Below are 14,409 nucleotides of genomic sequence, written 5' to 3'. Positions count from 1 at the left end.
GATACTCCCTAGTGTATCGCCATTGTCGATGGGGCGCCTTTGCGATACAAGTCACAATTTCAAAGTAGGTGGAAGTGGACCTGACGGGTTATCTGAGGCATTCGTATCGGCGGTTCGCAGAACCCAAATACCCCTGAGGGGAAACGGGGATGAGTTTACTGCGGCAATTTACAGCGTGCGAACCCAGATGTTTCGAAAATAAACCGTGTTGCGGTGATCTTGCAAGCGGATCGGAGCGCATCCATGGGCCTTGTAACTCGGTTGACCTATGAATACGGTTGGGCCCTGAAGTTGGGTATGGTTTTGCACCAGCACGCCGTTGTGCAGTACAGTGACATAAGCCGGTGTAACGACCTGCTCGCCCTCAAACGTTGGTGCGGTGAAAATGATATCGTAAGTCTGCCACTGCGTGGGCGGGCGCATCGCGTTTACTAAGGGTGGTGCCTGTTTGTACACCGCCGCCGCTTGGCCGTTCACATAGGTCGGATTTTGGTACGAATCGAGCACTTGAATTTCGTAACGATCTTGTAGAAATACACCGCTGTTACTGCGCTGCTGGCCACTCAAACTGACATCAGGTTCAGGCACCATCCACTCTAAATGCAGTTGCACACTGCAAAATGCGTCGCGAGAGAGGAGGTCGCCAGTACCGGGTTCAACCACCAGAGCACCATCTACAACTCGCCATGGCGCGGGCGTGCCGTCCCGCGCGGTCCAAGCGGACAAATCTTGGCCATTAAACAGAACGATGGCGTCTGATGGCGCTTCGCCAGGGGGGGCAGACACGGCCGGCGGCACGGGCGACCATAGCTCGGTGTCTGCGGGATTGTATTGGATTGCCGCTACCGCTAACGCTGTTAACAGTGCAGCGGAAGTTATCATGAGCGCGCGCTTCATACTGCGGACCTCTGGTCGTGAGAACCTATTGCGCTGCAGGCGCTGTGACACTTGCACATCGTGTATCGGGTATAACCCCTAAGGTCCATTCCAGAGCGTTCTCAAGGATAAGCTTATACTGTGGCTGCTCAAAAGCGCTGGCGCGATGCCCCATGGTTGCGTAAACGCTGCGGCCTGTGCCCACACAATTAGACCAGACAACAGGGTGATCCCCCATGGACAGGTCGTTGGACTCTCCTCGCCAATTTTGGATGGGGGAGTACGTGCTTTCGTCAACGGTCGCAAGGATGTTAAAGCCCGTTTCGCGCGGGCTAGAGGCCCATGAGTACCATTCCTCTTCGTGCTCCCATGTGCTTGGCATTCCGCGATTAACCGGGTGGCTGTGGTCTTCTGTAACCACTGTTGCCGTTTGGAACTGAGGGCCTAGAATATGAGCGACGTACGGCGCGCCAATAAAGTTTTCCATGTACCAATCCCAGGTTTTGTGGGAGCCGTCACCCGCCGCATGCACGCCGAGCCAGCCACCGCCTGATTCCATCCAACTCTGAAACGCTTGTTCTTGCGTATCGCTCAGCATGTCACCGGTCGCGTTAAGGAATAGCACGGTGTCAAACATGGCAAGCTGGTCGGTATTAAATACGGCGCCATTTTCGGTGGCGTAAAAACCCCAGCCTCGCCGTTTGGCCAATGCTTCAAAATGGATCAAGCCGCCTTCGATGCTTTCTCTATGTCGGAACTGGTTAGTCTTGCTAAATACCAGGAGCGCAGGTCGCGGGATATCCTGGGTGATCGTCGGCGCTTTGGTGTCATGATGGGTCGAGGGGAAAAAGATATTCCAAATACCGGTATATTTTGCGTAACCGAATAAGCCAAGTGCGATGAGTGCGGCAATGACAAGTAAGCCGACAAGAATGCGTTTTAATATCGCCATGTGGATGTTCCCCTCGTGTTATAGGTTTTTATGAAGACTAACCCAAGCCTGTAATCCGGTAAAGTGGTAAGGCCAAAAGTTTTACGCTATGGTTACACGGTGTCATACGATCGTACTGATCGATTCATTGACACAAGCGCGTGTGCTTGAGAGCATAATCGGCATGACCACTTTACCGGTTTTTCCGATAGCGATGTTTTTAGGAGACTACATTGGGTTCGATACAGGCGTCTGTTCGCGTAGGGGTTGTTGGTCTGGGCAATATTGCTCAGCAGCACATCCGGAATCTTGTTGAGGGCCATGTTGCGGGTGCTGTACTAACGGCGACGTGTAGCCGCAGTCAACGCCCCGAGGGTCTTGCTACGAGCGTAGCGCATTATCAAGATTACCGCGCGCTTGTGGATTCGGGCGTCTGCGACGCCATTGTTGTTGCCACGCCAACACACTCGCATCTAGACATCGGGCGCGCTGTGCTTGACGCCAATCTTCACCTCATGATGGAAAAGCCGATGGGCTTGTCGATACAAGAGGGTGAGAGTTTGCTGTCCCGATGCACACCCAGCAGCGTCGCGGCATTAATGCTCAATCAGCGAGCTGATCCCTTGTTCTTGCGCATGAAAGAGATTATCGAGTCATCCATTCTGGGTGATTTGATTCGTATAAATTGGTGCATGACCAACTGGTTTCGCCCCGAAATTTACTTTCAAGTCAGCGATTGGCGCGCTACCTGGCGAGGCGAGGGCGGCGGTGTATTAGTCAACCAGTGCATACATAACCTCGATATATTGCAGTGGCTGTGCGGTATGCCAAAAGCGGTGCGAGCGCACTGCCAGTTCGGTCGTTTTCACGACGTCGAAGTTGAAGATGATGTGACGGCTTATTTGGAATATGAAAATGGTGCAACCGGCGTATTTGTGGGCTCTACTGGTGAGGCGCCTGGTGTGAATCGCTTCGAGGTCATTGGCGACGCCGGGAGTCTGGTGTTCGACGGGTCGCAACTGAGTCTGGCTCAAAATATGCCTTCGACCGCGATGTTCAATCGCACCACAAAGCAAATGTTTGGAATGCCCGAAACCGTGACTGACCTGTTGGCTATCGATCGCAAGGTCAATCAGCACGCGGTCTTGATGCAAAATTTTGTGAATGCAATTCGTGACAACGAGCCTCTGATTGCACCTTTGGCCGAGGGCTTACGCTCTCTGTCTATTGCTAACGCAATGTTGTTGTCCACTTGGAAAGAGCAAACGATTGAATTCCCCATCGATGCTGGTGAGTATCAGACGCATTTGCAGACAAAAATCGACCGGTCCTCGCTGCGAGTCAAAGCAGATGTCGAAGCCGAAATCAATATGGACAGCTCGTACCGATAATAAACAGCTACCTGGAGACCGATAATGAGTGCTCAAATCGAAGCGCAACAGCTCGCGGCTTTAGCCGATAAGTCCACGTTGGCCAGACTGCCAACCTATTTACGCTTTAGCGGTCCTGGTTGGTTGCAGGGGGCAATGACCTTGGGTGGTGGTAGTGCGATTACGTCACTGACGCTTGGGGCGCAATACGGCTACGACTTATTGTGGGTACAGCCTATTGCCATGATTATTGGCTGTATCATGTTATTTGCTTTGTCACACCAAACACTGAGTACGGGTGTTAAGCCTTATCGCGCGATGAAACAGCACATTAGCGGCACTCTGGCCTTTTTGTGGGCGTTCGCCGCTATTGCCTCCTCGGTGATTTGGGGGTTTTCGCATTACCCTCTGAGTGCGGGTATGATCGAAGAGGTTGTGGCTGTTGCCAGCGGTGTAGAGCTATCCAATGCTAGCGGACTTGGTCGCGAACTTTGGTTGTTTGCTTTTGCCATTCTTGTTTGGTGTGTGTGCGCGTACACGGCTTGGAACTATGGCCGTGGCGGTCGCCCCGTAAAAGTATTCGAAACAGCGATCAAATGGCTTAGTACGGGCATTATTTTGGCGTTCTTGTGGGTCGTCGTGTACGCCTCCTTACAAGGCAAGGTGGATTGGGCTGCCGTGTTAAGAGGGTTCATACCGGGACGCATTCCCACGGATCTGGCAGGCGTGACAACCGTTATGGCCGCCTTGGGTACGGCTGTTGGTATTAACATGACCTTTATTTACGGCTATACCCTACTCGAGAGAGGTTGGGGGCGTGAGCACCGAGAGTTGGCGCGTTACGATATTGTCATGGGGTTGGTTATCCCCTACATCTTGGTTACCACGCTTATTGCCATTGCTGCCGCTGGTGCACTGCATGGCAGTGGCCTCGATATTCAGGGTAAGCTCAGTCCTGCTCAGGCCGCATCGATGTTTACCGAGGCCGGGATAAACCCCGTGACTGGGCGTTTGATCTTTGCGATCGGTATTTTAGGTATGGCCGTGGGCTCATTGGTCATGCATATGTTGTGCTGCGGCGCCGTCGCTGGCGAGTTGTTCAATTTAGAGCCACATTCTCGTGCCTACCGGTGGTGGTTGTTACTGCCTACACCTGCTGTGTTGGGCGTGTTTTTATGGTCGACGATGGGTGCCTATGTGATTTTGCCCACCTCTGCTATCAGCGGATTCTTGCTGCCTATCGCGTATTTGGGGTGGTTGCTGTTGAACAATCGCCGAGATTACATGGGGGCCGACCGCCCCAAGGGTGGCCGTGCCGCAATCTTCAACGCCGCGATGTTAGTCTGTATTTTTACGGTGCTATCCAGCGTTGTCTTTAGCACTCTGGTGGCCTTAGGTTGGATGTAAGCTTGTTATGACGAACATTAAAGATGGCGCGAACTATGCGCCGACGGGTGCTGCAAAACAGGTGGTTGCAGCGGGCGAATTTGGCATTGCCGCAGCGTTTCTTGATCACGGACATATTTATGGTCAAGTGAATGGTTTACGTGATGCCGGTGCAACCTTGCGCTATGTTTACGATCCGGATCCCGACCGACTCGCTGCATTCTGTGAGCGCTACCCAGAAGTCAAAGCGGTAGACAGCTTCGAGGTTATTTTACAGGCACAAGACATCCACTTAGTTTGCGCTGCCGCGATACCCAGCGAACGGGCGGAGATTGGAATCGAAGTGCTCAGAGCGGGCAAGCATTACTTTACCGACAAAGCTCCGTTCACAACACTTGAACAGCTTGTGCGCGCTAAGCAATGTGTCGCTGATACGGGCTTAAAGTATTGGGTTTACTACGCCGAGCGCATCCACAACGATGCCGCATGGCGTGCCGGTGAGCTTGTCGCTTCGGGCGCCATCGGCAGGGTGCTGCAGGTATTGAATATTGCACCCCATCGTTTGAATCCGAGCAGTCGCCCCGAGTGGTTTTTTGAGAAGAGCCGATATGGCGGTATTCTGACTGACATTGGCTCACATCAGGTAGAACAGTTTCTAACTTACGCAAATGCAACAGATGCGCAGGTGAATTTTGCTCGGGTCGAGAACTTCAACAATCCAGGCTATCCCGAGCTTGAGGATTTCGGCGAGTTTTCAATGACCGCCGACAATGGCGCCTCGTTCTACAGCCGAGTTGACTGGTATACGCCCGACGGTCTCAGAACTTGGGGTGATGGCAGAACCTTCATTCTGGGCACAGAGGGCAGTATCGAGCTGCGTAAGTATATTGATATTACCGGCGCTGCCCCGAGTTCTACTCTTCTGTTGGTTGATGCCGCGGGTGAACACCGAGAGGAGTGTTTAGGGCAGACTGGTTTTCCATTTTTTGGTCAGTTGATTCTCGATTGCGTTAACGGAACCGAGTTGGCGATGACCCAAAATCATACTTTCAAAGCAGCAGAACTCAGTTTGCGAGCTCAGCAAGTCGCAGAACAACCAGCATCAAAATTAGGAGATTAAATGAAGCGGTATCCGGGCATTGTGATTAGCCTAGTTAGTACTTTAGCGGCCCAGTCGGCAATGGCCGATCAAACTTTACAGGGTCAACCTTTGGAAACGATAGTTGTGACTGAAAATTACGCCCCCTCTAGTATTTCGGCCACAGCCGCATCGGTCACTGTGTTGGATTCTGATGCCCTAAGTGAACTCAACAAGGCGCAGCTGTCCGATGCGTTGCGAACCTTGCCCGGCGTGTTAATTGAAGAGCAGGGTGGCGCTGGGGGTCTGGTTGCTTTGTCCATTCGTGGTGGCGAGGGGAACTTCACAAAAATTTTGTTGAACGGTGTTGCCTTGAATGACCCCACCAATGTTCGAGGTGGGAGTTATGATATGAACTTGCTGAACGATCTCGAGGTGGACCGTATCGAAGTCGTGAAAGGACCGCAGTCAGTGATACACGGCTCGGATGCCCTGGCCGGTGTTATCCACTTGGTGACACCCAAGCCCGGCGCTGCTCTGCGTCCCAAAGTCAGCGTTGAGGGTGGTCAAGATGGCTACTACAACTTGAAGCTATCCACTGGCGCAGATTTGGGTCCGGTGGGCGTCTTTGTGAACGCCGGCACACGAGACAGCGGCGAGTGGGTGGCAGGTAGCGAACGTCAGGTTGATTTTATCAATGCGATGGCCGCGTGGTCGATCGACGAAAACCAAATGACAGCCCAGATTCAATGGCTTGAGGGTGACCGAACGAGTTACCCTGAGCAAAGTGGTGGGCCAAGGCTGAGCGTGAGTTCAGCCTTAGAACGCAGCGATTATACTAGCGAGTTGGCAGCTTTGGGGTGGGTGCGAGACTGGAGTGACACGTTTCGTACTGACATAAAACTCAATACGCTTCGCTATCAAGAGCAAACAGATTCTCCGGGCATCGTGCCTTACACCTCGGTTCCCGCGAATGGTACGGATGCCGTGTTTAAGCAACAGACGGTTTCTTGGGTCAATACGGCCGAGTTTGGCAATGATCATAGCTTGAGCTTCGGTGCCGATTACCGTGATGAGAGTGGTGACAGCAAAGGTTATTTGGATTTTGGATTTTTAATTCCCACGGATTATCGCTTGTCGCGCGAAACGACGGGCGTTTTCCTCCAGTGGCGAGCTCGTCTTGCAGAGGCTTTGGATCTTAACGTGAGCACACGTTATGACGATACTGATCAAGGCCAAAACCAGCACACGTCGCGCTTAGGGTTGCGTTATGACCTGACGCCAGCACTAGCACTGCGAGCCAACTGGGGGCAGGGCTTTAAGCTACCTAGCTTCTTTGCGTTGGGGCACGCACTGGTGGGCAACCCAAATTTGCTGCCAGAAGAAGCCAAAGGCTTCGACCTAGGCGCTGAGTGGCAACTGTCGGGCTCAAGTGTGGTTGGGGTGTCGTGGTTTGAAAATCGCTACACGAATCTGATCGATTTTGATCCACAGGCCTTTACCAATGTGAACCGTGATCGCGTCGACACTCAGGGTTTCGAAGTGTGGGGTCAATTTCAGGGTGGCGAGACGTTCTCGCTCAATTTTGCGCTGACAAAAACAGACATCGAGGTCGCCGGTAGCGCTCGGGAACTGGAGGGTCGCCCCGATTGGCAGGCGACGCTTGGCGCGCTGTGGGCGCTCAATTCTGACCTGACAGCCCGTTTAGACTATCGTTGGGTGGGTGAGGTGTTTAACTCCTCGTTACACACAGGGCAATCCTTTACCCAAGCGCTGGACGATCAGCGCCAGCTTGACTGGCGTTTAACGTGGGCGACTACCGCTAACCTCAGTATGAATCTAGCAATCGATAACGTGCTGGATGACAATTTTGAAACGTCCGTTGGTTTTCCAAATGCAGGCAGGACACTGCGTTTAGGGATTCAGTGGAAGGCTGGCTAAAGGGTGCTAATAATGCAAATCAATAACACTATGGCAAAGCGTATCGCTGTGTTCGCCGCATTTCTTTTGGTGGCTGCTTGCTCGTCTGGCGAGGCGCCATCGGCAGACAGTGACCCGCAGGGGTCAGAGGTGGAATCTACACTTGATTACACCCAGCTCGACACTGAGCCAGCCCCCATTTTAAACCCGCAGGAGGCCTTGAAGGCCTTTCGTATCGCGCCGGGGTTTAACATTGAACTGGTCGCATTCGAGCCATTGGTAGAAGACCCTGTTGCAATGGCGTGGGATGAGTACAGTCGTCTTTACGTCGTGGAAATGCGCGGTTACATGCCTGATATTTTTGGCAACGGTAAAAATGACCCTGTAGGGCAGATCGTGCGTTTGAGTGACATCGATGGCGATGGCGTTATGGATGAGTCAGAGGTCTTTATGGACAAGCTCATCAATCCGCGCGCGGTGGCGGTCGTTAACGAAGGCATTTTGGTCGGCGTACCGCCCGATTTATGGTTGTGCCGACTGCCTGAGCCCAACGCGGTATGTGATCAGCCAGAGCGCATTGGCGATTACGGGCCCGATGTGGGTAAAGCGAACGTCGAACACATGGAAAATGGCCTTCTGGCGGGCATCGATAACTGGTTGTATAACTCGAAATCGGCACGGAGCTTTCGCTATCGCAATGGCGAGTTAGAGGTGCGCATGGGCCCTAAACGGGGTCAGTGGGGTATTGCCAAAGACGACCTCGGACGCTTGTTTTACAACCACAACTCGACCTGGCTACAGGGGGATTTATTTTTTGGTGAGGATCTGTTCGCCGCTGGTGGAGAAAGAAAGTATCAGGGTATCGAAGAAAATCTGACTGAAACGAGTTTGGTATATTCGGTCCGCGTTAATCCTGGCGTCAACCGAGCTTATATCGAAGGCACTTTGCGTGAAGATGGGCGTTTGAACAAGTCCACCGGCGTGAGTGGATTGGCTGTCTATCGAGGCGATCAATTCCCTGAGCGTTTTAGCCGCGATGTGTTTATCCCTGAAAGCGCCGGTAATGTCGTGTCGCAGTTTCGTTTGAGTGACGAGGGGATGAGCCTAAAGGCCACCCAGCAGCTCTATGCCGATGAGCAATGGGGTGAACGAGACTTTTTAGGGTCAACCGACGAGCGTTTCAGACCCGTTGATGCGTTTAACGGCCCCGATGGTGCGCTATATATCGTTGATATGTACCGCGGCATTATCCAGGACTCGTACTACATGAGCGACGAGCTTCGAGCGCAAATATTACAGCGTCACCTTGATAAACCGGTGGGGAAAGGTCGGATCTGGCGCGTGACGCATGAGGAGGGTAAGCCTCGCATGCCTCTCCCCAATCTAGGCACTAAATCGGCTTTAGAGCTGGTAGAACTCTTGGGCTCGGATAATGGTTGGACGCGCGACACGGCGCAGCGTTTGTTAATTGCGAGCGAGGCCGATGTGGCAGCGGACCTTCAGGCTGTGGTCTTAGGTGGTAAAACGCTTGCGGCGATTCATGCCCTATGGACCCTCGAGGGCCGCGGTGAACTCGATGACAAGGTGGTGGCGTCTGCCTTTGCAGTCGACGATCCTTGGCGTCAAATTCACGCCCTGAGAGCAGGCTCGTCGCTGCTCAATACTGAATCCTTGCTAGAGCTAGCGGACACTGCGCAAGGTATGTCACCACTGGTTGCCATGCAGTGGGCTATCGCCGTGTCGGATCAAGTTGAGAACCCCTCGGTGTCCGATGTACTCAAGCAACTTGTCTATCAGCACATCGACAATGCCTTTGTGCGTCAGGCAGTTGTGGTTGCGGTTGCTGAGCAGGAACTTGGATTTTTGCGTAACCTACTGGCTGATGCCTCGATGCAAGAGGCGTCACAGGGTAAGCACGCGTTGTTGTCTGATTTGGCGGCGTACGCCTACCGTCAGTTGCGTGGTGACTTGAAGAGTGAAGAGCCTGCTCCCGAGGCTTTGGGTCAGCTCATCGCCGTGATCGAATCGGCAACTGGGGCGCAAGAATGGCAGCAGATTGCGATGTTAGATGGGCTTAGCAAACTGTCGCGTGTCCCGGGGTTTCATCCGGCCTTGCTAGAGTCGGCACCTACGATATTCACCGCACAGGTTGACTCCAAAGTTTTAGCTGAGGCACGCAGAGACGCGCATCCCGCCTTTACGTGGCCCGGTGATCTTCTAGCAGCAGGGGTAGACCCCTTAACACCCGAGCAAAAAGCCCTGATGGCAAAAGGCGAGACCTTTTACATGCGGTGCGCGGGTTGTCACGGAACAGACGGTGCTGGCTTAGCGGGTCTAGCGCCACCTCTCGCGGGCGTAGAGTGGGTGACGGGCCCTCCAGAGTGGTTAGGTCGCATCATTCTGCAAGGCATGGCGGGTCCTTTGATTGTCGAAGGTAAAGAGTGGAACGGTGTGATGCCGGCGCATGGTCACATTTCGGATCTTGACGACGAGACCCTGGCGGGCTTGATGACCTACTTGCGCCGATCATGGGGCAATATGGCGACGTCGGTATCGGTGGCAGATGCAGCTTCAATCCGCGCGGCCTCGCAAGACAGGAAACAGCCATGGACCGTTGCAGACCTCGAGAAGGTGCCTTTTGATCGTGGTTTTGGGCCCTATTTGGGTAAATATTCGGTCTCTTTCATTACGATCAATATTACCGAAGAGCCCGAGGGTTTGACGATGAGTGCGGGCATGGCCGGGAATGGGGTGCTCACTCCCAGAGGCAAGAATTTATTCGCCGTGGAAGGCGGAGATACGCCCATGACGGTGGAGTTTATTCGTTCAAGTGATGGTCCTGCGGAAAGCTTGATTATTAACCGGGATGGTCAAACGATTCCGGCGAAGCGCAAAGATGCTTGATGGGGTGGGGCCTTGGCGTGGATCACACCAAGGCCGCTCTAATTGGCAACGTCACTGGCTGAACGATCGGTTGCAATAATCCCCGCGAGGTCTTTGGCGTACTGCTTTTTGCGTTCGACATCCATACCCCGAGTAATTTGGATGCGCTGGGCTTGAGGAGAGCCGGCACCGTGCATCGACTCCGTCAGATAGCCTACCGCATTGCGTCCCAGTGTCATGTTTTCGATTAAACGTAGCATACGCGTTCGATCTTCAGTCGAAATGTCGCTACGACCTTGAAAGTATTTTTTGAGTAGTTCGCCCATTTCAGGGCTATTAAAGTCAGCTTCAGAAGGTAGGGTCACCATGACTCCGCCGGCTAAATCTTGCGCCAGACGAGAAATTTCGTAAGGGAAGCGCGTGACGTTGTGCTTACAGATGTTTGCAAGCAGTGGGTCATTCATGAAAATGCCCGAGGGTAGTTGCTTGGCCTCATAGGACGATGCAATTCCTGACGAATAAATCGTTTCGTTCAGGTGGGTCATTTCTACGAGCTTGTCTTTGATGTGACTGGCTTTGTCTGCGCCATTGTACTCAGCGATGCTTGCGGCGGCACCTACCATGACATCACCCAAGCCCGTTTTACAGACGTAGCTGGCGCGATGGTAAGCGGTAAAGCGTGTTACTAGCTCTTGCGCGAATTCGTATTCGCCGTCCATTAGCACGTGCTCCCAGGGAATGAATACGTCGTCAAACATAACCAGAGTTTCTTGACCTCCGTACTGCGCATTCCCCTTATCGATATCGCCCGCCTCCATTGCGCGGGTATCGCAAGATTGGCGACCATAAACGTAGGTTAGGCCCGCCGCATCACCCGGTACCATGCCGATAACCGCATAGTCTTTGTCGCCCTCTAACATATTCTGAGTAGGCATCACGCAGATCCAGTGCGAGTTTAAGCCGCCTGTCATATGTGCTTTGGCGCCTTTTACGTACAAACCTTTGTCGGTTCGGCGTGTGACATGCATAAAAAGATCGGGGTCTGCCTGCTCGGCGGGTCGCTTGCTGCGGTCACCTTTCGGATCGGTCATGCCGGCGCCGATAATAATATTGTGCTTTTGCGCCTGTTTAATGAAGTCTAAATAGCGTTGGTGATATGTTGTGCCGTGCTTTTGATCAATATCGTAGGTGATTGAGTGCAGAACACTGATCGTGTCTAGCCCTGCACAACGCTGGAAGCAGGTGCCTGTCAGTTGGCCCATGCGACGCTGCATTTTATTTTTCATGACGAGATCGTTGGGTGACTCGACAATATGCAGAAAACGGTTCACCGTGGCGTCAATTAGAGAGGAGTGCGCTGTTGCGAGCTCTGGATCCTCGATAGCAAGATCGTAGGTCATTCGCAGCGAATTGATGGATGGGCGAATAATCGGGTGATCTACCGGTTCTGCTATCTGCTCGCCGAATAAGTAAACTTTGACATCGCGACCTCTGAGGCTCGCGATATAGTCGTCGCCAGTATTGATGGGGGTAAAACGGGCCCAGCGTTCCGCCGCTGTTTCTTCTTTTGGAAACCGGTATTCCTGTGACATGCGTGTAAGTCCTAGATTTTTTATGCGTCGTTCGATCATACTGGACGAGGTAAAAACTTCAATCAATCGCGGCTATCGGTCGATGACTAAAGGGCATCGAAATAGAGCTGGAAGTCCGTTAATGACATGCGATAGGCTACTTGTCTCACAGAATAATAAGGTTTATGAATATGATCACCGGCGCTGACGAATACCCCTTTCACCAAACCCCAGAACCCATGGCCTATGCAGGCACCGATCGCAATTTTTACGATCGTTACTTCTTTAATGGGTATTCACCTGACGGTGAAATCTTTTTCGCGATAGCCTTTGGCGTATACCCCAACTTAGACATCATGGATGGTGCCGTCAGTATTTTGCACGGTGGCAAGCAACACAATGTTCGCGCCAGTAAACGCATGCAAGGCGAGCGCTCGGTCTTGCAAGTCGGTCCCTTGTCAATTCATATCGAGCAGCCACTGCGTCAGTCACGTATTGTGTTGGCTGACAACGATAGTGGAATGACTATCGATGTCACGATGACGGCACGTCATGCACCGGTGGAGGAGCCTCGGTTTACCCGCCGTATTGGGACGCGTTCGCTAATGGATTACACCCGAATGACCCAAAATGTTGAGTGGTCGGGCTTTATCAGTGTCGATGGCAATCGTTCTGAACTTGACGGACGCAAGGTCCGAGGTACGCGTGATCGTAGTTGGGGCATCCGCCCAGTTGGCTTGCCCGACCCCCAGCCGCCAGCCGCGGGAGGCTTATCGCAGTTTTTTTGGTTGTGGAACCCGTGCAACTTTGATGACTACGTGGCGTTTTCGCACACTAATGATGACGAATACGGACGACCTTGGAATCGCTTAGGCGCCATTCAAGCGATTGATGGCGATATCATTAAATTTGACGAAGTGGCATACCAGTACGAGTGGGAGGGGCCTTCAAGCCGCAAAATCAAAGAGCTGAGAGCGTTGTGTCAGTCAGAGCAGGGCGACGCGGTGCTGACGTTCCGACCGACCGCGACCTTTTTTATGCCAGGGCTTGGCTACATGCATCCTGAATGGGGCCATGGCACTGATCACGGCGACCTGGCAGTTACGCACGACACGTGGGATGTGCATCAATGCTCATTGGATCCACGTTTTCTCCACATTCAAGCGATATCTGATGTCACTTTGGAATTTCAGGGTGCGATTCATCAAGGGACCGGTGTTGTAGAGCAGATGTTTGTTGGTGCACACGCGCCCACGGGTATGGGCGAGGGGTTGGACGTTCACCGCTCATGAAGCGTCATTTTCCATTAGCCAACAACAAAAAAGGAACGCGATGATGTCACAGCCGCAGGTCTCTTTGGGATGGGTCGAACGCTGTCTGGGTGCGACGCCAGGGAAGCTTGAGGCTATCGTTTGGGACTCGGTGGGAACAGGGCAGGTCGCGGCAAGTTATCGTGGACGTCTGCAGTGGGCCGATCCCGGTCAGTCCACGCCAAGCTCTGTGGTCGTGAAATGTCCAAGCCAGGATCCGACCAGTCGAGCTACCAGTCTGGAGTTTGGCTTGTACGAAAAAGAATTGCTCTGGTATGAAGAGCTGCGGGTTCGTTCGAACATTCATTGTCCTGAGTATTTTGGCAGTTGGTTCGATGCCGATACGGGCAATTTTCAATTGCTTTTGCAGGATTGCTCGCCAGCTTGTCAAGGAGATCAGCTCCAAGGTGCTAGCCTCGCGCAGGTCGTTGCAGGCGTCAAAGAATTAGCTCACCTTCACGCCCCTTTCATAGGTGATGAGTCCCTGGCTGCGCACCGTTTGTTTGCAAAAGATCAAGCTATGCGGGCGATTCGCATCGCCCTTTATGCAGAGTTTTGGCCCCAGTTTAAGGCTCGATATGAGAACCGGCTCGACGCCGAGATTTTGGCAATGGGCGATGTTGTTGCCGAGCACTATGTAGCCTTGGAACAACGCCAATCACCCTTGGTGACACTTGTTCACGGCGACTTTCGTCTGGACAACTCACTGTTTGGATCAAGCGGAGAACGTCCTTTCGTGTTGGATTGGCAGACGCTGGGCATGGGGTGCCCCATGAAGGACGTGGCCTACTTTATCGGAACGAGCATCGCCGATCGGAGTGAGCGACGAGTGAACGAAATGGCTCTGGTTGAATGTTACTTTGCTACTCTAGAGCAAGCGGGTGCGATCTTTGATCGCGACGCATTGCTGCGGGAATATCGGCTACAGGCTATTTCTGGGCTGATTATGGCGGTGTTCTCTAGCATGTTAGTCGAGCGCACGGAGCGAGGTGATGAAATGTTTGCGGTGATGGCCGAGCGTCCCGGTTGGCAAGCGTTAGAATTGGATAGTGTGGCGTTTTTGAGCAAGCTTGACTGAGCCAGA

Annotated in this window: 10 protein-coding genes; 7 read left to right on the top strand and 3 right to left on the bottom strand. The window is 52.9% G+C overall.

Annotation, left to right across the window (positions count from 1 at the left end; translation table 11 throughout):
• Positions 1 to 168: 168 nt before the first annotated feature.
• Complete coding sequence (locus EYZ66_RS08325) at positions 169 to 882, bottom strand: 3-keto-disaccharide hydrolase (RefSeq protein WP_244948411.1); 714 nt, start codon at positions 880 to 882, stop codon at positions 169 to 171.
• Positions 883 to 922: 40 nt separating this feature from the next.
• Entirely contained in the window at positions 923 to 1,828 is a 906-nt protein-coding gene (locus tag EYZ66_RS08320) for a ThuA domain-containing protein (RefSeq protein ID WP_009574323.1), read from the bottom strand.
• A gap of 212 nt (positions 1,829 to 2,040) precedes the next feature.
• Here EYZ66_RS08320 and EYZ66_RS08315 point away from each other — a divergent pair, with 212 nt between their 5' ends.
• From EYZ66_RS08315 to EYZ66_RS08295, 5 genes are read left to right on the top strand one after another with little or no spacing between them, the layout of a single operon-like run.
• Entirely contained in the window at positions 2,041 to 3,198 is a 1,158-nt protein-coding gene (locus EYZ66_RS08315; RefSeq protein WP_009574328.1) for a Gfo/Idh/MocA family protein, read from the top strand.
• 24 nt (positions 3,199 to 3,222) lie between these two features.
• Positions 3,223 to 4,584 carry a divalent metal cation transporter gene (locus tag EYZ66_RS08310; protein WP_009574330.1) on the top strand — a complete coding sequence of 454 codons (1,362 nt, stop codon included), beginning with the start codon at positions 3,223 to 3,225 and terminating at the stop codon, positions 4,582 to 4,584.
• 7 nt (positions 4,585 to 4,591) lie between these two features.
• Positions 4,592 to 5,683, top strand: a complete 1,092-nt coding sequence (locus EYZ66_RS08305; protein ID WP_009574332.1) for a Gfo/Idh/MocA family protein — start codon at positions 4,592 to 4,594, stop codon at positions 5,681 to 5,683.
• Complete coding sequence (locus tag EYZ66_RS08300) at positions 5,684 to 7,582, top strand: TonB-dependent receptor plug domain-containing protein (protein ID WP_009574333.1); 1,899 nt, start codon at positions 5,684 to 5,686, stop codon at positions 7,580 to 7,582.
• 12 nt (positions 7,583 to 7,594) lie between these two features.
• A complete protein-coding gene (locus EYZ66_RS08295; protein WP_009574334.1) occupies positions 7,595 to 10,465 on the top strand; it encodes a DUF7133 domain-containing protein in 2,871 nt (956 codons plus the stop codon).
• Between the two features lie 38 nt (positions 10,466 to 10,503).
• On the opposite strand, the gene EYZ66_RS08290 is transcribed toward EYZ66_RS08295, so the two are convergent.
• Entirely contained in the window at positions 10,504 to 12,036 is a 1,533-nt protein-coding gene (locus EYZ66_RS08290; RefSeq protein WP_009574335.1) for a 4-hydroxyphenylacetate 3-hydroxylase family protein, read from the bottom strand.
• Positions 12,037 to 12,206: 170 nt separating this feature from the next.
• Between EYZ66_RS08290 and EYZ66_RS08285 the strand changes: the two genes are divergently transcribed.
• Both EYZ66_RS08285 and EYZ66_RS08280 read left to right on the top strand, forming a co-directional pair.
• Positions 12,207 to 13,307 (top strand): Rv3169 family protein, encoded by a 1,101-nt coding sequence (locus tag EYZ66_RS08285; RefSeq protein ID WP_009574336.1) that lies wholly within the window; start codon positions 12,207 to 12,209, stop codon positions 13,305 to 13,307.
• 40 nt (positions 13,308 to 13,347) lie between these two features.
• Entirely contained in the window at positions 13,348 to 14,403 is a 1,056-nt protein-coding gene (locus EYZ66_RS08280; RefSeq protein WP_083814299.1) for a phosphotransferase, read from the top strand.
• The last annotated feature ends 6 nt before the right edge of the window (positions 14,404 to 14,409 follow it).

The organism is Aequoribacter fuscus, from assembly GCF_009910365.1.
Lineage (GTDB): Bacteria > Pseudomonadota > Gammaproteobacteria > Pseudomonadales > Halieaceae > Aequoribacter > Aequoribacter fuscus.
This window is presented reverse-complemented; position numbering and strand designations above follow the sequence as displayed.